Source organism: Glycocaulis sp., assembly GCF_052168375.1.
Classification (GTDB): Bacteria; Pseudomonadota; Alphaproteobacteria; order Caulobacterales; family Maricaulaceae; genus Glycocaulis.
In genome coordinates this window covers 1-19,639 of the sequence record NZ_JBQLZR010000247.1, presented here as the reverse complement: position 1 = coordinate 19,639, position 19,639 = coordinate 1, and the positions used below count along the sequence as shown (strand labels likewise).

At 64.8% G+C, this 19,639-nt stretch carries 18 protein-coding genes; 8 read left to right on the top strand and 10 right to left on the bottom strand.

What is annotated here, in order from left to right:
* Positions 1–7: 7 nt before the first annotated feature.
* The 3 genes from ACTS2Z_RS10155 to ACTS2Z_RS10145 form a co-directional block, all read right to left on the bottom strand.
* Positions 8–799 carry a bifunctional hydroxymethylpyrimidine kinase/phosphomethylpyrimidine kinase gene (locus tag ACTS2Z_RS10155; protein WP_442573099.1) on the bottom strand — a complete coding sequence of 264 codons (792 nt, stop codon included), beginning with the start codon at positions 797–799 and terminating at the stop codon, positions 8–10.
* 20 nt (positions 800–819) lie between these two features.
* Positions 820–2,346, bottom strand: coding sequence for a hypothetical protein (locus ACTS2Z_RS10150; protein ID WP_442573098.1), 1,527 nt, complete (start codon positions 2,344–2,346; stop codon positions 820–822).
* A 69-nt stretch (positions 2,347–2,415) separates the two neighbouring features.
* Positions 2,416–4,368, bottom strand: a complete 1,953-nt coding sequence (locus tag ACTS2Z_RS10145; protein ID WP_442573097.1) for a transglycosylase domain-containing protein — start codon at positions 4,366–4,368, stop codon at positions 2,416–2,418.
* A 214-nt stretch (positions 4,369–4,582) separates the two neighbouring features.
* Here ACTS2Z_RS10145 and ACTS2Z_RS10140 point away from each other — a divergent pair, with 214 nt between their 5' ends.
* From ACTS2Z_RS10140 to ACTS2Z_RS10125, 4 genes are all read left to right on the top strand, one after another.
* Positions 4,583–4,801: a hypothetical protein gene (locus ACTS2Z_RS10140; protein WP_442573096.1), complete on the top strand. Its 219-nt coding sequence runs from the start codon at positions 4,583–4,585 to the stop codon at positions 4,799–4,801.
* Positions 4,802–4,837: 36 nt separating this feature from the next.
* Positions 4,838–5,074 (top strand): hypothetical protein, encoded by a 237-nt coding sequence (locus ACTS2Z_RS10135; protein WP_442573095.1) that lies wholly within the window; start codon positions 4,838–4,840, stop codon positions 5,072–5,074.
* 97 nt (positions 5,075–5,171) lie between these two features.
* A complete protein-coding gene (locus ACTS2Z_RS10130) occupies positions 5,172–6,254 on the top strand; it encodes a glycerophosphodiester phosphodiesterase family protein (protein ID WP_442573094.1) in 1,083 nt (360 codons plus the stop codon).
* Positions 6,255–6,313: 59 nt separating this feature from the next.
* Positions 6,314–7,489: an FAD-dependent oxidoreductase gene (locus tag ACTS2Z_RS10125; RefSeq protein ID WP_442573093.1), complete on the top strand. Its 1,176-nt coding sequence runs from the start codon at positions 6,314–6,316 to the stop codon at positions 7,487–7,489.
* 69 nt (positions 7,490–7,558) lie between these two features.
* Here ACTS2Z_RS10125 and ACTS2Z_RS10120 read toward each other — a convergent pair whose 3' ends face one another.
* Positions 7,559–8,848, bottom strand: coding sequence for an adenylosuccinate synthase (locus tag ACTS2Z_RS10120; RefSeq protein WP_442573092.1), 1,290 nt, complete (start codon positions 8,846–8,848; stop codon positions 7,559–7,561).
* A 145-nt stretch (positions 8,849–8,993) separates the two neighbouring features.
* Here ACTS2Z_RS10120 and ACTS2Z_RS10115 point away from each other — a divergent pair, with 145 nt between their 5' ends.
* Together ACTS2Z_RS10115 and ACTS2Z_RS10110 are read left to right on the top strand one after the other, a co-directional pair.
* The gene (locus ACTS2Z_RS10115; protein ID WP_442573091.1) at positions 8,994–9,605 is read left to right on the top strand and encodes a hypothetical protein; all 612 of its coding nucleotides are present in this window, start codon (positions 8,994–8,996) and stop codon (positions 9,603–9,605) included.
* A 77-nt stretch (positions 9,606–9,682) separates the two neighbouring features.
* On the top strand, positions 9,683–10,249 hold the full coding sequence (locus ACTS2Z_RS10110; RefSeq protein ID WP_442573090.1) for a hypothetical protein: 567 nt from the start codon (positions 9,683–9,685) through the stop codon (positions 10,247–10,249).
* 8 nt (positions 10,250–10,257) lie between these two features.
* Here ACTS2Z_RS10110 and ACTS2Z_RS10105 read toward each other — a convergent pair whose 3' ends face one another.
* The 6 genes from ACTS2Z_RS10105 to ACTS2Z_RS10080 form a co-directional block, all read right to left on the bottom strand.
* Positions 10,258–10,830, bottom strand: coding sequence for an acyloxyacyl hydrolase (locus ACTS2Z_RS10105; RefSeq protein ID WP_442573089.1), 573 nt, complete (start codon positions 10,828–10,830; stop codon positions 10,258–10,260).
* 300 nt (positions 10,831–11,130) lie between these two features.
* On the bottom strand, positions 11,131–11,655 hold the full coding sequence (locus ACTS2Z_RS10100) for a DUF3299 domain-containing protein (protein WP_442573088.1): 525 nt from the start codon (positions 11,653–11,655) through the stop codon (positions 11,131–11,133).
* 65 nt (positions 11,656–11,720) lie between these two features.
* On the bottom strand, positions 11,721–12,461 hold the full coding sequence (locus ACTS2Z_RS10095; RefSeq protein ID WP_442573087.1) for a ZrgA family zinc uptake protein: 741 nt from the start codon (positions 12,459–12,461) through the stop codon (positions 11,721–11,723).
* 2 nt (positions 12,462–12,463) lie between these two features.
* Entirely contained in the window at positions 12,464–13,354 is an 891-nt protein-coding gene (locus ACTS2Z_RS10090; RefSeq protein ID WP_442573086.1) for a hypothetical protein, read from the bottom strand.
* A gap of 173 nt (positions 13,355–13,527) precedes the next feature.
* A complete protein-coding gene (gene bfr / locus ACTS2Z_RS10085) occupies positions 13,528–14,016 on the bottom strand; it encodes a bacterioferritin (protein ID WP_442573085.1) in 489 nt (162 codons plus the stop codon).
* A 122-nt stretch (positions 14,017–14,138) separates the two neighbouring features.
* The gene (locus tag ACTS2Z_RS10080) at positions 14,139–14,339 is read right to left on the bottom strand and encodes a (2Fe-2S)-binding protein (RefSeq protein WP_442573084.1); all 201 of its coding nucleotides are present in this window, start codon (positions 14,337–14,339) and stop codon (positions 14,139–14,141) included.
* Positions 14,340–14,578: 239 nt separating this feature from the next.
* On the opposite strand from ACTS2Z_RS10080, the gene ACTS2Z_RS10075 reads away from it, so the two are divergent.
* Together ACTS2Z_RS10075 and gltB are read left to right on the top strand one after the other, a co-directional pair.
* Positions 14,579–16,006: an NAD(P)-dependent oxidoreductase gene (locus ACTS2Z_RS10075; protein WP_442573083.1), complete on the top strand. Its 1,428-nt coding sequence runs from the start codon at positions 14,579–14,581 to the stop codon at positions 16,004–16,006.
* Positions 16,003–19,639 (top strand): glutamate synthase large subunit (gene gltB / locus ACTS2Z_RS10070; RefSeq protein ID WP_442573082.1); only part of this gene is annotated, 3,637 nt, incomplete at its 3' end. The genes ACTS2Z_RS10075 and gltB, both read left to right, overlap by 4 nt.

Sequence of the window (19,639 nt, the reverse complement as noted above, 5' to 3'; positions counted from 1 at the left end):
TCGGATTTCATATGAGGAGGTCTGATCCGCCCGCCGCAAGGCTGGCCCGGATCACTGCCTCGCACTTCTGCGTCACATCATGGCAGAGCGCGTCGCCCGTCACGCCATCGAGGACCGCGCAGAGCGCCAGTGCCGCCAGATGATCACCCGTGCCATGGGGCACGCCCTCCAGCCGCTCCACGCTGCTTTGGCACTCTGTCTCGCCATCGCACAGGACCACTGCGAGGCGACCCTCGCCGTCCGGTACGGATGTTGCCAGTGACGGACGTCCGAGCTGCCGCGCTGCGCGCGCCGCACTTTGACGGTCAGTTACCGGCGTGCCTGTAAGGAAGGCCAGCTCGAAGGCATTGGGCGTAACGAGATCTGCAAGCGGCACAAGAAAGCTGGCAATCGCTTCGGCAGTCTCGCGCTTTACATAGAGACCGTTGGCCGTGCCGTCCGGCGCGCCATCTCCGCAGATCGGATCGACCAGTACGAACAGGCCCGGGTTTGCGTCCCTTGCTGCGCGGATGAAGGCGCTGGCCGCACGCACTTGCCCGGCGCTCGCAAAATATCCGGTCAGGATGGCGCGGGCGCGGCGCGGCGCGCCATGGGCCTGCAAGCCTTCAAGGGCGCTGGCGAAGATCGCGTCGGGTACTGCGCCGCCTCCGGGTGCACCAAGGCCGGGATGGCGTCCGAAGATCACCGTCGGCACATGTTCAGGCACGTGCCCGGCCCGTGTCAGTACGGCCGCGCTGACGCCGCCGCCGACACGGCTGCCCGCGACGAGCGAGCTAAGGAGGATGACCGGACTGCCCACGTATCTGAAGTCCCGTATGCCTAGTCCGTTGTCACTTCGGTGTCGGTGCGTTCGACGCGTACGCCAAGTCCCAGCCGGTCAATGTCGAACTCGCCAGACGGGCTGGTCAGGTCAGGCAAGGCAACCGGTTCGGGCGGATCGAGCCTGATCACGAGCGTGCCGCCATCGCGCACGAAATCCGACAAGGGCTGGGCGATAGCGTTGAGGAAGGGGCGCGGAATTTCTGCCGGCAGGGCAGACAGGCCCAGCGCGATCAGCGCGGAGGCCTGAACGCGCATCTGGTCTGGCGTTACCCCGTTCATGTCGGCATAGGCTGAAAAGCTGCGGTCGAGCAGAGACTGGTCTTCCAGCCGGACTTCCAGTGCCTCCAGCCGCAGAAGGCTCTCATAGCCGGCAAAGGTCTGCGGGTCGGTGACACCGGCGCTGCGGGCGGCGGCTATGGCGTCCGCGTAGGCCTGAACGCCGCTCACCTCCTGATGGGCCGAGAGGGTCAGCCCGTCCTCCCAGACGAACAGATTGTCATTGATCGTACGCAGCGTATCGGTCACCGGGTCATAAAGCGTATCGCTCTCGAAGCGCAGGACGATGGCCTCATAGTCCAGATAGTCGAGCATGCGCTCGACGTTCGCGCCCGCCGGGCTTCTCGCCTCCGCACCAAGACGCAAGGCCGGCAGGGCCGCGAGGGTGCGCAGTCCCCCCTGCTCCTCGGTCACGGTGACAGAAAGGCTTTCCATGTCGAAGGTCAGGCCGTTCGTTAGGCCTGACAGCCCGGTCACATCGAGGCGCCGGTAATAATCGGACGGCGTTCCTGACATGATGAAAGGCAGGGCGGTCGCCGATGTGCCGGTGAAGACCGATTGCAGGAAGCGGGCGCCCACCTCCTCCATCACGACGCTTTCAATGCCAAAGCGGGTCTGGGGGGCCTCAAAGCTGATGCTTTCGGCGAGCAGCCCGTCCAGCCCGGTTTCATCAAGCCCGGTCAATGTGAGTTCGGCGGCCTGCAACACGCCTTCGCCCTCTGGCAGGGTGGCGGAAAGGCCGCCTATCACAAGTTCGCGAAAGCCATAGCCGCCCAGATTGTCCGCCAGCGCGGGCAGGTCCGGGGTTTCGCCGGAAAAGGCCGCCGCAATGGAGCGCGACAACTCCGGGCCCGGCCGGTCGACGAGCAGGCGCTCCACGCGGGTTTCCCCGCCCTCACCATCGCTGAGCACCGTGTTTTCCAGAGTCAGCCTGTCGAAGCGGACAATTGAGTCCTCTAGGCGCGGAGAGGCAATTTCCATGATCGCGGCTTCGAGGCGGGCCGGCCTCTCTGCATCATCACTCAGCGCCAGCGCAAAGCCTTCAAACCGGAAGACGCCGCCGGAGAACTCGCGCGCGGTCCAGCTTGCCCGCCCCTGTTCTTCAAGGCCGAGGATCGCAGCAGCCTCTGCGGCATCATCGGCGGTGACACGAGTGGGGGGCGGTTCGCGGGTCTCGTCGCCATTGCCGCAGGCAGAAAGCCAGAGCACCGGTACCAGAAGGAGGGGCAGGAGGCGTAGCGTCGGCATGGGCGAAGCCTTCGGTAACAAGCGGACAGAGCCCGCAAACCTAATGCCTCACCGGGTCAGGGGCTAGGGTCAGTCCTGTGGCAGGCGCGAAAGCAGTCCTGCAATCGGATCAACGGGCTCTTCGGGAACGGGCTCGTCTTGCCCGGCGCCAGCGCTATCGCCGGTCTCCGCTATCAGCAGATTTTCGTCTTCCAGCGCGCTCAGGAGCCGGGCCAGCCTGTCAGAATCGCCAGGCCTTGCCGGTGAGGGCAGGGTTTCAGGCAGGGCCAGAGCGGGCGCCGCGGCCATCATCTGCGCGAAGATGCGCGCAGGCCCCGTACCGCCCGAACCGGCCTCGGTCGGCGTGTTGTCGTCATTGCCGGTCCAGACGACGGTCACGAGGCCTTCAGACCAGCCGGCAAACCAGGCATCCCGGAAAGCGTTCGTAGTGCCGGTCTTGCCACGCACCTGCCGTCCGGGTACGGCAGCCGCCCGCCCGGTCCCGTAATCGATGGTGGCGGCAAAAAGCTGGTCCATGTCGCGCACGACACGTTCGGCCAGCACAATTGCGCCCGGTGTGCGGTCGCGTGTCCAGAGGATGTCGCCTGCAGGCGTTTCGAGCTGCGTGACGGCATGCGGCTCTACTGCGCGCCCGCCATTCATGAAGGGGACGTAGGCGCGCGCCAGCTCCAGCGGTGTCACTTCATAGGCGCCCAGCGACAGCGAATGGGTGTTTTCCATCGGGCTTTCAATGCCAAGGCGCCGGGCCAGGCGCAGCGTATAGGCCCGCCCAGTGGCTTCGGCGAGTTGCACGGCTACCGAGTTGGACGAACGCGCAAAGGCCCGCTCAAGGCTCATTTCGCCCTCATACCGGTTTTCCCAGTTCGCCGGTGACCAGCTTCCATAACTTACTGGCTCATCGACCATGCGGTCTGATGGTGCCCAGCCCGCCTCGAAGGCAGAGGCATAGATGAAGGGCTTGAAGGCGGAGCCCGGCTGGCGGCGCGCGGCCGTGGCCCGGTTGAACGGCGAGCGCGCATAGTCCGTCCCACCGGTCATGGCAGCGATGCCGCCCGCGCCATCCAGCGCAATGATCGCGCCATTGGCCGCGCCGCGCGCAATCTCCGGGTCTGCAAGGCCGCTTCGAAGCGCCGTGTCTGCTGCCCTCTGTGCATCAACATCCAGAGAGGTGCGCACCACCACATCGCCCGTCCAGGACGGGGCATGAAGCGCAAGGAGGGTGCGCGCCTCGCTGGTCGCCCAGTCGGCAAACCATCCGGCGCCGGGGCTCGAGGAGCCGCGCGAGACGCGGATCGGCGCCGAGGCTGCTTCCAGCCGCTCCTCTTCGCTGATCCGGCCGGTCGCCAGCATCAGGTCGAGCACGACCGTGGCGCGCACGGCTGCGCGGGCGGTGTCATTGGCCGGTGAGTAGCGCGAGGGCGCCTTGAGAAGGCCTGCCAGAAGCGCAGCCTGACCGATATCGAGCTCGTGCGGGCCGCGCCCGAAATAGCGCCGCGAGGCGTTCTCGGCGCCCCAGGCTCCAGCGCCGAAATAGACGCGGTTCAGATAGAGGGCGAGTATCTCGTCCTTGGTGAAACGGGTCTCGAGCCAGAAGGCCAGCATCATTTCCTGCATCTTGCGCCGCATGGTGCGGTCGGGCGTCAGGAAGAGGTTCTTGGCCAGCTGCTGGGTGATGGTAGAGCCGCCCTGCACCACCCGGCCTGCGCGCAAGTTTGCCAGTGCTGCGCGTGCTGTGCCGATCAGATCAATGCCGAAATGCTGGTAAAAGCGCCGGTCCTCGACGGCGAGAACGGCATCGACGAGATGTTCGGGCAGATGATCGGCATGGATGGTCGTGCCGGAGGATTCCCCGCGCCGGGCGATAACGCGGCCCTGCCGGTCGAGGAAGGTCATGGCTGTGCCGGACGGCGCTGCGGCCAGCGAGCTGGTATCGGGCAGGTCACGCGCGAGGCCCACCAGATACATCGCGCCCAGCAGGGCGCTGATGGTCGCAAGGGCCGTTACCGCGCGCAAAAGCAGCATCCAGCCGCCGGGTCTGCGGCGTCTTGAACGGCCTACGGGCACACGGATCGAGGTGCGGCTCAAGAGGGGGTCCAGCTCGTGCTGTGGCAAGTCCAGCCACCTAACGCCAACAGCGTTAAGGCGCCGTGAACCCATCGCGCGGGATGCAAAACGCCTTGCCAGCCCGCCGGGCAAAGGTGATCATCGCCGCCAAGCCTGAGGGAGCGCTTCTGTCATGTCCGTGAAATTCCGCCTCGCGCGTGCGATCCGCCTTGCCGGTATCGCAGCTGCGTGCGGCCTTGTTGCCGCCTGCGCCAACGTGCCCGGCGAAACCGTGTGCCCGGAGCGCGGCCAGAACTCGGGCAGCTGGCCCTATTGCGCGCCTTCAGACCCCGGCGGCGGGGGCGGCGTATTGCGTGACGACCGGATCAACCCGGCTGGCGGCCGCACCTGAGCGGCGCCGCCTGCCTGACACACTGACGAGACGGCCATGGCGGCACTGCCTTACGAGGTTCAGCTCTTTGCCATCACGCTGGTGGCAAGCCTGGTCATCGGCCTGCCGGTGCGCATCGCCGGCTGGCGCGCCAGTGTTCTGGCGGTGCAGACCGTCTGGCGCCTGACCCGGCGCTACCGCTTCTGGATATTCCTGATCGCGATCATCGGCATGCTGGCGGGCCTGTGGACCTTCGACAGTATTCGCGGGCTGGTCTTCGGCTGGTGGAGCTAGGCTTTGCGGAAGCCCGTCACCGAATTTTCACTGCCCTCACGGTCCGGCGCGGGCTAGCTTCGCAATTCGTGTCCGGACCGGTCTGAGGGAAAAGTCCATGCTGCTGCGTCATTTCACCTGTCTTGTCTCGTCTGCCCTCCTGCTGGCGGCCTGCAATCCGCCCGCGGAAGTACCGCAGGATGATGCCAGCCCGCAGGTCGCGGTCACCGGGGAGGCGCTTTCCGGCCAGCTGGCCGAAGATGCGCGCGAGATCGGCACATTCGCGACCCTGACCGGTGAACTGCCGGCGGTCATCGCCCATCGCGGGGCCAGCGGTTTCCGGCCCGAACACACGCGCTCGGCCTATCTTCTGGCGCTGGAACAGGGCGCCGACATTCTCGAGCCCGATCTGATGGTGTCGCGTGATGGCGTGCTGATCGTGCGTCACGACCCCTGGCTCTCCACCTCGACCGACATTGCCGACAGGCCGGAGTTTGCCGACCGCCGCCGCGAACTGATGGGCCGGGAAGACTGGTGGGTTGTCGACTTCACCGCAGAGGAGCTGACAAGCCTTGGCGCGCGTCAGGTCTATCCCGGGCGTTCGGATGAATATGATGACAGCGACACCGTGCTGACCTTTGGCCAGTTTCTCGATCTGGTGGACGAGGCCGAGGCGGCTTGCGCCTGCGAGATTCCGGTCGAGCCGGAGATCAAGCTGCCCGCAGAGCACACGGCCATGGGCCTTGATCCGGCGCCCATCCTGATTGCGGAGCTTGAGGCGCGCGGGCTCAACACCGATACCGCCCTCGTGATCATCCAGTCCTTCGATGCGCCCTTCCTTGAGCGCTTGCGTCCGATGACGCCGCTGCCGCTGGCCATGCTGCACTATAATGACGAGCCGGGCGGAGACATGAACGGCTACACGCTCGAGCAGGTGGCCGGGTTCGTCGACGCGATCGGTGCCTACAAGGGCCTGCTCCTGAACCCTGACGGGTCAAGCACCGGCTATCTGGAACGCGCGCATGCGCTGGGCCTTGCCGTCCACACCTGGACGCATCGCGATGACGCGCCGTCCATACTCGCCGAAGGCGATACCGACGCAGAACTGCGCGCCTTGTTCGCGCTGGGCGTGGACGGTGTCTTCACCGACTTTCCGGCCAGCGCCGTGCGGGTGCGCGAGGCCATGCTGACAGGCGAATAGATTTTTCACCTGCGCCAAGGCAGGCTGGCCGCCCGACCCGCTGCACAAAAGGCCCTGCCATGGATCGCCGTTCCGCCCTGAAACTCATAACCGGCGCGGGTCTGGGGATGGTAGCGGCGCCCCTGATCGGTGCCGGGGCTGCGCCTGCGCGCACGCCCTCGCTCGATCAGGCGCCGAACTTTGTCCCGGCTGACATCTCACCGCGGCGCATCATCCGGCAGGTCGTGGGCCTGAGGCCCTTTCGCGAAACCGGCTATGTGGTCAGGGCAGAGCGTTTTTCCCGCCGCAAGACGCTGGTCCATCATTACGGCCATGGCGGTGCCGGAGTGACGATGAGCTGGGGCACGGCGGCAGAGGCGGAACGCGCACTGCTGGCCGCAACGGACGCCACATCGGTGGCTGTTTTGGGCTGCGGGGTGATCGGGCTGACGACCGCGCTTCTCCTGCGCCGGCGGGGCATGAACGTCACCATCTATGCCGAGGCCCTGCCGCCACACACCACCTCCAACATTGCCGGCGCGGTGTGGGGCCCTTCCAGCCTCTACCGGCGCCAGAGCGTGGACGAGGCCTTCCTTGCCCGTTTCGTCGATGCAGCGCGTGTCAGCCAGCGGGCCTTCCAGCATCTGGCCAACGATCCGCGCTATGGCGTGTACTGGCTGCGCCAGTACGACTTTTCCCTGCGCACGCCAGGGGGTCCACGCGAACCCCAGCCGCTGGATCATCTTTATCCGGGCCTCATCCGGCATACGGATCCGCAAACCTGGTTCGGCTATCCTTCAGTGACCGAGAACCATGTGCTGATGATCGATCCGGACATCTATCTGCGCGCCCTGATGGCCGATTTCGAGAATGCAGGCGGTCGTATCGTCATGCGCCGCTTCGAGACGGCCTCTGATATCGGGCGGCTGGATGAACGCGTGATCGTCAATTGCACCGGGCTGGGTGCGCGCGATCTTTTTGGCGATCCCGAGCTTCGGCCCATGCGCGGCCAGCTGACCATGCTGCTACCGCAGCCCGAGCTCGATTACGCCTATACGGCATGGGAGGGCGGCATTCTCTACATGTTCCCGCGCCGAAGCTCGGTGGTACTGGGCGGAACGACCGATCTCGACATGGCCGATACCTTGCCCTCAGCGGAAGAAACCGCCCGTCAGCTTGACGGCCATGCCCGCATCGCAAGGCGCCTCGCCGGGCTTGAGCGGGTGGAAGACGGGCACGGCACCCTTCGTCAGTAGCGCGCACCGGCACGTTCGAGCCTTGAAACAGTCCCCCGGACTGTTCCAACCGCTGGCGCGGACCATTGCTTACCCTCTGAACGGGTCCTGCATCAGGATGACGTCCTCGCGCTCCGGGCTGGTGGAGACCATCGCGACGGGTGTCTCGATCAGTTCCTCGATGCGGCGGACATATTTGACCGCTTCGGCAGGCAGGTCCGCCCAGGAGCGCGCGCCCTTGGTGGAGCCGCTCCAGCCTTCCATCTCCTCATAGACCGGCGTGACGCGGGCCTGGTCGGCGGTGGACGCGGGCAGGCGGTCGATGATCTCTCCGTCCAGCCGGTAGCCGGTGCACACTTTGAGGGTCTCGAACCCGTCGAGCACGTCCAGCTTGGTCAGGACAATGCCGTTGAGGCCATTGAACTTGGCCGACTGGCGCACCAGCACGGCATCGAACCAGCCGCAGCGGCGCTGCCGGGCGGTGACAGTGCCGAACTCGTGACCCTTCTCGCCGATCAGGCGTCCGGTCTCGTCGGTCAGCTCGGTCGGGAAGGGGCCTTCGCCCACGCGGGTGGTGTAGGCTTTCACAATGCCCAGCACATAGCCGGTCTTGCCGGGGCCGACGCCGGTGCCGGCGGCAGCCTGGCCCGAAACGGTGTTCGAACTGGTCACAAACGGATAGGTGCCGTGATCGACGTCGAGGAAAGCGCCTTGCGCGCCCTCGAACAGGACTTTGCGGCCCTCGGCGATGGCCTCATCCAGCATCCGCCAGACAGGCGCCGCATAGGGCAGGATTTTCGGTGCAATCTCCAGCAGGGAGGCAACCAGTTCCTCGGCCTGGTATTCCGGCTCGCCATAGCCACGGCGCAGCGCGTTATGGTGATGGAGAAGGTCGGCAATGCGGGCGCGCAGCCCCTTTTCGTCGGCCAGATCGATAACCCGGACGGCGCGCCGGCCCACCTTGTCCTCATAGGCGGGGCCGATGCCGCGCCGCGTGGTGCCGATTTTCATGCCGTCATCGCGGTTCTCGCGGAAGCCGTCGAGATCGCGATGGACCGGCAGGATCAGGGCAGCGGTCTCGGCAATCTTCACAAGGTCAGGTGTGATCGCGACGCCTTGCGCACGCACCTTTTCGACCTCTGCCAGAAAGGCCCAAGGGTCAATGACGACACCATTGCCCAGAAGCGAGAGTTTCCCGCGCACCACGCCGGAGGGCATGAGGGAGAGCTTGTAGGTCACGCCGTCGACGACAAGCGTGTGCCCGGCATTGTGACCGCCCTGGAAGCGGGCCACGACATCGGCCCTCAGCGACAGCCAGTCGACGATCTTGCCCTTGCCTTCGTCACCCCACTGGGCGCCGACGACGACTACATTGGCCATGAGAGAAACTCCGCTGCATCATGCGGAATGACGGCTTATAGCGCCGCAGCGCAGGCGGCAAGGGCGCGTGCTCACGTGAATGTGGGTTGATGGAGCGGACAAGGCGGCTCCACGCTTTCAAGCCAAACCAGGAAAGGTAAGGAACATGGCGGCAAAATCCCTCCGGCTGGCGGCCCTGACAGGGCTCTGCCTTGCTCTCACTGTGCCGGGTGCGGCCGTCCACGCCCAGCAGGCCGGATGTTCAGGCCATGCCTTGCACGATGCCTTCAACTTCTGGGAAGGGGCGTGGAATGTGTACGGCACGGACGGCAGTTTTCAGGGCCACAACCTGATCTCTTCCGGTGGCGGGGGCTGCGTGCTGCATGAACACTGGCAGCCCCGCCAGGCCGGAATGGACGGCCACAGCCTGAACTTTGTCGATCCGGCCAGCGGCGCGTGGCGCCAAGTCTGGGTCAGCTCGAACCTGCATATCGACTATTCCGGCGTGCCCTATGGCGACAACACCATGCATCTGGAAGGCGAGATCACCTATTTCCGTCCCGGCGCAGGCTCTCGCAGCGCGCCGTTTCGCGGTCGCTGGGAGCGGCAGGAAAATGGCCATGTGATCCAGCACTTCCAGCAGTTTGATGCCGGAACGCAAAGCTGGGGCGAGTGGGCGCACCTGACCTATGTGCCACGCGGCGAAGACCCCAATGGCACCGACCCGGCAGAGGGCGCGGCAGGACCCGCCAGTCCGGCAGGCCTGTTTGACGATTGACGTCTCATTTCGTTGGTCTTGCCGCCTGAACTGTGGCTTGCTTCACAGGTCAGGCCGCCACCGGGAGGGTCAGGGTCATGAAATGCAGCATGCTGGGCGCGACCGCGCTTCTTGCGATCGTCAACGACGCAGCCTTCGCGCAATGCGACCCGCAGAGGCTGGAAGCACTTGCCTTCCTGTCCGGCGAGTGGAACCGCTATGAGCAGACCGGGGTCTATGGCGGGCAGAGCTATTACGTGCTCGATGCCGATGCCTGCGAAGTGGTGGAGATGATCGAGGTCGAGCCGGAGAACCAGCTTCAGCGTGCCCTCTTTGTCGATCCTGATAGCGGCCAGTGGCGCGAGACCTACAACCCGGATTTCTTCTATTACGACCTGTCCGGCTCCATACAGGACAGATCACTTGTGATGACGGGCTGGTCCGAAAGCGGTGAAGAGGACTCTGTCCGTGAGGAGCTGCGTGCCCGCTGGACACCATTGCCTGATGGCCGCTTTGCCTTTGTCCTGCAGGCGCGCATGCCAGGAAGGCCGCACTGGGACATTCTGAGCGCCTACACCTATGTGCCGCGCGGCGAGGACCCCAATGGAGAAATGCCGGCCCCTGACGCGCAAGGACCGGCGCTTGGTTCTGAATGGATTGAATAGCCGGCCGGCTACTGCCCGAAGCGCCAGCTGATGCGGGCACCGATCTCGTCGAGGCCCTGATTGCGGCCCTGGCCCAGGATCTGCCCGTTGGAGAAGTGCTCGTAATACACACCCACGGCGACGCGCGGAGTGACCGCATAGTCGAGGCCGAGCTGGGTGTGGAACAGGAAGCGTGAGCCAAGCAGGGCGCGCGATCCGGCGAGGCGGATGCGGTCCGGATCATTGGGCGGCAGCTGGGACACGTCGCGCACGCCGTCATGATAGGCGATGCCGAACCCGCCATCGAGCGAGAAGCCGTTGGCAAAATTGCCGGTCCACAGAAGGCCGGCCGAACCCAGATTGGTGTTCCCCTCGCTGTTGAACGAGCCGTAGAGATAGGGGCGCGGGGACCAGACCGGCGCCATGAAATCGGGGCTGTCAAAGACAAGCTGGCCGGAAATCTGGACACCATCCTCGATGCTGCGGGCAAGGTCGTGGGCGACCACGCCGACGCGGACTTCGCTCAGCTGTGCCTGCGCCGTACCGGCAAGGCAGGCAAGGGCGGCAAGTCCGGCAAGTCCGGCAATGATTTGTGTACGCATGAAAACCCCCGGCAAATCAGGGGTTCACCATATGGCGGATTCCGGGGAAGTAAAAGCGCCCTGTATGCGGGAGCGCATGAAGGGAAGGGTGGGACCCGCCTCGGTGCCGCGCTGGCGCTCCATCGCCCCCCTCAGTGCGATTTGTGTGCCGCGCTGGGACATCCGGGCGGATCCCGGTACATGCTTCGCAAGACTGATGCTAGCGAGATGCACCTTGCCGGAGTCGGCGTCTCCGGCCTGTCACGGATAGCGGCCAAGCGTGGCCGCACGCGTTCACGAATGGGGCAATACAGGGGCGCGCTATGGCCGGTAGGGTGTAATGGACTCAAGTTCCAGCGTGTAGGCCACGGCGGCAAGATCGGTGTCCTGGCGCTGGATACGGATGACACCTTCAGCGTAGATCGGGTCCCACAGCCCTTCCACTTCCACCGGCTCCGAGGTCTCCACATAGACCAGCTGGTTGGGCGGAGGCGGGGGCACGTGGATGCACGCGCCGACATAGGGCACAAGCAGGAAGCGGGTCACCCGGCCGCCGGAAAAATAGTCGAAGGGCAGGATATAGCCACCCAGCCGCACGCGCTGGCCATCAAGTTCCTCGACGGCGGCAAAGCTCATGATCTGGGGCAATTGTTCGGCACCGAAATGCTCGAAGCCCAGCTCGATCGCCTGCATCTGTTGCAGGCGGGCGAGACGCTCGCTCTCGCCTTCGGGCAGAAGGTCTGCCCAGACGATCTCGCGGGCACCGTCATTGGCACGCACTTCGGCGCCCGTCATGGCGAATACGGGAAGAAGGGCGAAGACGAGAATGAGCGCGCGTATCATCATGGGCTGAATGTGTGCACACGCACGGCCCGCGGCAAGCACCGCTTACACGTTATAATATAACGATATTAGCGGATCTGAAGCGTGCTGGAGGCGGGCGTCAGCTCTCCGGCCGCATTGCGCGTGCCATCGAAAAACTGAACATTCACGCGCTCCAGGCGCTCGAACCCGGCAAAGAGGTCACCGGTCTCGATGCGAGCCAGCCGGTCTGGCTGGCTGCACATATAGGTCCAGCTCACAAAGCCGTCAGAATAGCGCGCCGCATCGTGATCATGGCCATGCCCGTCGCCTGCAGGCGGGGTTTCCGCCTCGCTGTGATCGCCGAAATGATCATGGACGTGTTCGGCTTCATCATGGCTGTGTTCATCATGGTCATGCGCGTCATGGTGCGCATGACCGTCTTCGTGACCATGATCATGGTCATGATCGTCGCCCTCGTGATCGGCCGGGGCCTCGTGATGCTCGTGCCCATGTTGCGCGCTGGCGTGGGGGAAGCCTTCGATTGCCGTTTGCGACAGGACGCAGCCCGCCTCGGTGTTGAAGCCCGGACGGGCATCGGATTCCAGCTTGGCCAGCGCAGCAGCCACCAGCGCGTACTCGGCATCATCGCGCGGCGCACGTTCAAATCCGATAAGATTGTAGAGCGGGCTTTCCATCTCGGCGACGAGCGTGCCATCCGGATTTACCGCAACCGCCAGTTCGGCAAGGCCGTGCACATGGGTGCCAGCATGGCGATGTTCATGCTCCTGCGCGAGAGCAGGCGCAATGGCCGTTCCGGCCAGAAGGGCGGCGAGCATCAGACGCTTCATGGCTAGTCTCCCTGATTACCTGCCTCATCAACGCGCGAGGCGGCCTTGACGTTGCGATTGGAAGATGGGCCGCCGACTGGGCCGAAATGCGGCGCCGAAGACAGCACGATGGCTTCATGCGCGTGCTCATGCCCGTCGTGATGATGGCCGGGCAGGTGATGATCGTGATCGTGCCCGGCACGATGCGCGGCCGTCAGGCCCGTTGCCGCCACGATACCCAGCGCAGCCATGGCTGCCGAGCGGCGAATGCCGCCCGTGCGGGCGTGCGCCAGCAGGTGCGCTGCCGAGGTGTGGATGAGTACGCCTGCGGCAAGGCCCAGCAGTCCTGCTACCAGCGCAGGCGAGAGGGCCCCGGCAAAGGGCGCCGTGGCGCCTGCAAAGACAAGCGTGGAGAGACCCGCGGCGGCAAATGACCAGAGCGCGGCGCGCGTATCTGACAGGCCTGCGCGCTGGAGGAGAATGAAGCAGACGGCAGCATCGGCCGGCTTGTGCAGGAGCAGGCCCAGCCCGGCGGTGAAGCCGCTGAACGCGTCCGACGAGAAGGCGATCGTGTAGGTCAGCCCGTCAAAGGCGGCGTGCAGGGCAATGGCGAAGACGGGCGCGAACGCAACCGCCTGCTCGCGCGAGGGGGCAATGCGCCCGGTCAGTTGCCGGATGGCGATGCCCAGCACAATGCCGCCGGCGATCATCCACAGGGCAATGCCTGACCCTGCGAGGGATTCCGGGATCAGGTGCAGAACGGCGACCGCCAGCAGGAGGCCTGCGGAAAACGCCGCCAGAAGCGGGGAGTGCGCGCGCGTATAGCCTGCGGCAAAGCGCAAGCCCGCCAGGGTCACCAGGACCATGCCGGCAGCCAGCAGGGCAAACAGAAGTGTGAGCGTCGCGGGGGCCAAAGGCGCTCCAGACCGGCGGGCAAGCCGTAATGTTATTCTGTAACGAGGTCCGGATTTAGCGGGTTACCGGTGCGCTGGCAAGGCGCACGCGCGCGGAAAAATGTGAAAAAGCCCGCAGCCTCGAAGGCGTGCGGGCTTTTCGCGCATTGTAAATGGGAGGTGCTGTGCTTGCCTCAGCCGGCGTGTTCGCCCTGCTCGCCCATCATGGACTGCATGTAGCGTTCCTCGCCGATACGGTCGATGAGTTGAAGCTGGGTCTCGAGGAAGTCGATATGCTCCTCCTCCGACTTCAGGATCACTTCGAGAAGGTCACGCGAGCCATAGTCGCGCACGCTTTCACAGTAGGCGATGGCCTCCTTGTAGACCGGATGGGCCTTCTGCTCGGCCTTCAGGTCGCATTCCAGGCACTCCTTGAGGGTCTCGCCGATCAGGACCTTGCCGAGATCCTGCACGTTGGGCAGGCCGTCGAGGAAGAGGATGCGGTCGATGAGCATGTCGGCATGCTTCATCTCGTCGATGGATTCCTCATACTCGATCTTGGCAATGGCATTGAAGCCCCAGCTCTTGAACATGCGCGCATGCAGGAAATACTGGTTGACCGTGGTCAGCTCCAGTTTCAGCGCCTTGTTGAGATGCTCGATAACGCCGCTGTCGCCTTTCATGGGCCTTGCCTCCTGCCAGAATACCTGATTTGCACACAGACTACAGGATAGGGCGCCGAGGCGAAAGGCCAAGCCCCTGATTTTGTTTGCTTTTGTTTCTAAGAGGCGTTCTCAGGAAGCCGCTACTCGGCGGCGACAGCCTCAGGCAGGGCATCGAGGCGCGGCAAGGACTGCTCGATCAGGCTTGCGGCCTCTTCCAGACAACGCCCGCAGCGCGGCTTTGCCCCGCAGGCCTTGAAGGCGCTGGAGACGTCCTGCGCGCCGGAACGCGCCGCATCGCGGAACTGCGAGCATTTCAGGGCGTTGCAGATGCACACATACATGGGCGTCAGTAACCTTCGCGCGGCGGGTGGATGCGCGCTTATCGCGACGCATTCGCATTTGCATGTTCCATACCTGCGAATGATTGTCAATTACGTTTCGCAAGCCGCTCCGGAGAGGCGCTTGCGGAAGTGTCATCTTCATGTTGCAATGCAGCAGATGTCCGGACAAAGGCGGCGTGCAATGCCCGCCCATCCGGCCAGCGGCCTTCATGCCCTTTGCGTCGAAAAAGGAGAGCGCCATGCTCCGTTTTACAGAGCTGGACCAGAGCTACCCGGCCAAGCGCCCCGCCAATGAGCGGCGTGGCGATTTCGACGAGATCTATGCGCCGTTCAATCCGAAGGCTGGCGCCGATCAGGCCGCGCGCTGTTCGCAGTGCGGCGTGCCGTTCTGCCAGTCGGGCTGCCCGCTGCACAATGATATTCCAGACTGGCTGATGCTGGCTGCTGAAGGGCGCATGCGCGAGGCCTGGGAGCGCTCAAGCGCTACCTCCACACTGCCGGAGATTTGCGGACGTATCTGCCCGCAGGACCGTTTGTGCGAAGGCGCGTGTGTGATCGAGCAGTCCGGCCATGGCGCCGTGACCATCGGCGCGGTCGAGACGCATATCACCGAGACTGCGTGGAAGGAGGGCTGGATAGAGCCGATCCACCCGAAGCGCGAGACGGGTTTTTCGGTCGGCGTGGTTGGCGCCGGGCCGGCCGGCCTTGCAGCGGCAGAACGCCTGCGCGAGCAGGGACACGCCGTCACCATCTATGACCGGCATGACCGGGCAGGTGGCCTGCTGATCTATGGCATTCCCAATTTCAAGCTCGACAAGTCGGTCGTGGAGCGCCGCACACAGCGCCTCGAGGCGAGCGGCGTGGTGTTCAAGCTCGAGACCGAGCTGGGACGAGATATCAGCCTGGATGAGCTACGCTCCCGCCATGATGCGGTTTTCCTCGCCATCGGCACCTACAAGGCGCGCGCCCTGACCTGTCCGGGCTCTGGAAGTGAAGGTCTCATCCCGGCGCTCGACTATCTGATGGCGTCCAACCGGCGCGGGTTCGGCGAAGAGATTGAGGGCGAAGACCGGCTGCAGGCCAAGGGCCGCAAGGTGATCGTCATTGGCGGCGGGGACACCGCCATGGACTGTGTGCGCACTGCCATCCGCCAGGGCGCGGCCTCTGTCACCTGCCTTTACCGGCGTGACCGGGAGAACATGCCCGGCTCCATCCGTGAGGTTTCCCATGCCGAGGAAGAGGGCGTCATCTTTGAATGGCTGTCTGCGCCTCTGGCGCTCAAGGGTGATGCGGCCCGCCTGACCGGTGTGGTGGCGCAGCGCATGGGCCTTGGCGCTCCCGATGCCGACGGGCGGCGCCAGCCGGTCGTGCTGGAGGGCGCAGAAGCCGACCTCGAGGGCGATCTCGTCATTGCCGCGCTCGGATATGAGGCCGAGGATATTTCAACGCTCGGCGATATCAGCGCCACACCGCGCGGCACGATCCGGGTCACGCAAGCCTGCCGGACCAGCCTGCCGGGCGTCTATGCGGGCGGGGATATCGTGCGCGGTGCCTCGCTGGTGGTCTGGGCCATCAAGGACGGGCAGGATGCCGCTGCCACCATTCATGCCGATCTGATGGCGCGCGCCGCCGCCGGGGCCGCACGCGAACTGGAGCCTGCCGAATGAGCGAGTTGAACCGCTATGCCGCCGAACGCCAGCGCCTGATCGAGGCGGGCAGTTATGATCCGGCCTCCGAGCGTGATGCGTGCGGCGTCGGCCTCATTGCCGCGATTGATGGCCAGCCCCGGCGCGAAGTCGTGGAACTGGCGATCCGGTCCCTGAAAGCCGTCTGGCATCGCGGCGCGGTCGATGCCGATGGCAAGACAGGTGACGGGGCAGGTGTGCGCGTCGGCGTGCCGCAGGACTTCTTCAAGGAGCAGGTGGCCCGCACCGGCCATGTGCCCGGCGAAGGCCCGGTTGCCGTGGGCATGATCTTTCTGCCACGCACGGACTTTGCCGCGCAGGAACGCGGGCGGACCATCGTGGAGACGGAAATCCTGCGGGCGGGCTTTCGCCTCTATGGCTGGCGCCAGACACCTGTGGACCCGTCCTGCCTCGGTGAGAAGGCGAACGCGACCCGCCCGGCCATCGAACAAATCCTGTTTGACGATCCGCGCGGCAAGAAGGCCCACATTCTCGACCGCCAGCTCTATATCGTGCGCCGGCGTATCGAGAAGCGCGCGCGTGAGGAGAACCTGCCCGGCTTCTACATCGCCTCACTCTCGACGCGCGACATCATCTACAAGGGCATGTTCCTGGCCGAAGCGATCGACCGCTTCTACCCGGACCTGACCGATGAACGCTTTGTCTCGTCCTTTGCGATCTTCCACCAGCGCTATTCGACGAATACGTTTCCCGAATGGAAGCTCGCCCAGCCCTTCCGCATGCTCGCCCATAATGGCGAAATCAACACGCTCAAGGGCAATGTGAACTGGATGAAGAGCCATGAGATTCTCATGGCGTCCAAGGCGTTTGCCGACGCCGAGGAGGTGGTAAAGCCGGTCATCCAGGCGGGCTCGTCGGATTCTGCCGCCCTCGACCAGGTCTTCGAGGTGCTGGTGCGCGCCGGACGGTCTGCGCCAATGGCCAAAGCCCTGCTCATCCCGGAAGCCTGGTCGAAAAAGGCCGACATCATGCCGGCGCGCTGGCGCGGGCTTTATGAACACTGCAACTCGGTCATGGAGCCGTGGGACGGTCCGGCCGCGCTGGCGGCCTGTGACGGGCGCTGGGCGGTGGCGGGGCTTGACCGTAACGGGCTTCGCCCCCTGCGCTGGCTGCGCACCCATGACGATCTCATCGTGGTGGGGTCGGAAACCGGCATGACGCCGCTGCCCCAGTCGCGGGTAGCCCGGCGCGGCAGTGTCGAGCCGGGGCGCATGATCGCGGTCGATCTCGATGCCGGGCGTTTCTACGATGCCAACGAAATCCTCGACCATCTCGCCGCCAAGCATCCTTACGATGAGTGGCTGTCGAACATTCGCGATATCGAGGCCGAAGTCGGCCCTGGCCCGGAACCGCTTCTGTGGGACGAGGAAACCCGTGCGCGCCGGCAGGCCGCAGCCGGTCTGACGCTCGAAGATATCGAGATCATCCTTTCGCCCATGGCCGAGGACGGGAAGGAAGCGATCGGTTCGATGGGCGATGACAGCCCGCTCGCCGTGCTCTCCAACCGCTACCGCCCGGTCTATCACTATTTCCGCCAGAACTTCTCGCAGGTCACCAACCCGCCTATCGACCCGCTACGCGAAGGCCGGGTAATGAGCTTGAAAACGCGGTTCAAGAACCTTGGCAACATCCTCGCGACGGACGAGACGCAGACCGACGTGTTCGTCCTGGAAAGCCCGGTGCTCACCAACGGCATGTACCAGCGCCTGCGCGCCGTTCTGGGCGAGGGCGTGGCCGAGATCGACTGCACGTTTGCGCTGGAAGAGGCGACGGGGAGCGGGGCCGGGCTGCGTGAGGCGCTGGACCGTATCCGCGCCGATGCGGCCGAAGCCGTTCGCGATGGCAAGGCGCAGCATCTGGTCCTGACCGACGAGGCGCAAGGACCGGGGCGCTGCGCGGTACCGATGGCGCTGGCCGTCGGGGCGGCCCACACCTTCCTGACGCGGGAAGGGCTCCGCACACACGTTTCACTCAATGTGCGCGCTGCCGATGCAATGGACGCACATGCCTGCGCGGTGCTGATCGGGCTGGGTGCCACCACCGTGAACCCGTATGTCGCCTTTGAAACGGTAACGGCCCGCACCCAGCGCGGCCTTGGCCAGCTCACGGCAGAAAAGCGCGCCTGGCACATGAAGAAGGCGCTCGATGCAGGCCTGATGAAAATCCTCTCCAAGATGGGGATTGCCGTCATTTCCTCCTATCGGGGCGGGTGCAATTTCGAAGTGCTGGGCCTCTCGCGCGCGGTTGCGTCGGAATATCTGGGCGGCGTGACCAGCCGCATTTCCGGGGTCGGGCTTTCCGGCCTCGAACAGAAGCTGACCGAACTGCATCGCTGGGCGTGGGAGATGGAAGGCGCGGTGCGTCTGCCCGTCGGCGGGTTCTACCGCCAGCGTGCGTCCGGCGAAGTGCACGCGGTGGAGGCACTGAGCGTCACCGCGCTGCAAAAAGCGGTACGCAATGAAGACTATGCCGCCTTTCGCCAGTTTGTGGAGTTGCAGCAGTCCAAGCCGCCTATCCAGCTTCGCGACCTGCTCGACATGCGCCCCCTGGGTCCGTCGATCGATATCTCTGCCTGCGAGAGCGTGAACGAGATTCGCCAGCGCTTCGTGACGCCGGGCATGAGCCTTGGCGCGCTTTCGCCAGAGGCACACGGCGCGCTCAACGTCGCCATGAACCGGATCGGGGCCAAGTCGGTCTCCGGCGAGGGCGGGGAAGACCCGGCGCGTTACAAGCCGCTGCCCAATGGCGACAACATGAATTCCGCCGTGAAGCAGATTGCGTCCGGCCGTTTTGGCGTGACGGCGCAATATCTCAATGAATGCCGCGAGATAGAGATCAAGGTCGCGCAAGGGGCAAAGCCAGGCGAAGGCGGGCAATTGCCCGGCTTCAAGGTGACGCAGTTCATCGCAAAGATGCGCCACGCCATTTCCGGCACGACGCTTATCTCGCCTCCGCCCCATCACGACATCTATTCGATCGAGGATCTCGCCCAGCTCATCTATGACCTCAAACAGATCAATCCCGATGCGCGCGTCTGCGTGAAGCTGGTCAGCGCCGCTGGTGTCGGCGCGGTGGCGGCAGGCGTCGCCAAGGCCCACGCAGATGTGATCCTGATCTCCGGCAATGTCGGGGGAACAGGCGCGAGCCCGCAGACTTCGATCAAGTTTGCCGGCGCGCCGCTGGAGCTTGGCCTGTCGGAAGCCCACCAGGTGCTGTCTCTCAACGGGCTTCGCGAGCGGGTGACCCTTCGCGCCGATGGCGGCATCCGAACAGGGCGTGATGTAGTCATCGCCGCGATGCTGGGCGCAGAGGAGTTCGGCATCGGCACGACCAGCCTCGTGGCGCTCGGCTGCCTGATGGTGCGCCAGTGCCATTCCAACACTTGCCCGGTCGGTGTCTGCACGCAGGATGATGAACTCCGTAAGCGCTTTACCGGCCTTGCCGACCATGTCGTCAACCTGATGACCTTCATCGCTCGCGATGCACGCGAAATCCTTGCCCGTCTGGGCGCGAATTCCATCGAAGACGTGATCGGGCGGGCTGACCTGCTCGATCAGGTGAGCCGCGGGGCCGAGCATCTCGATGATCTCGACC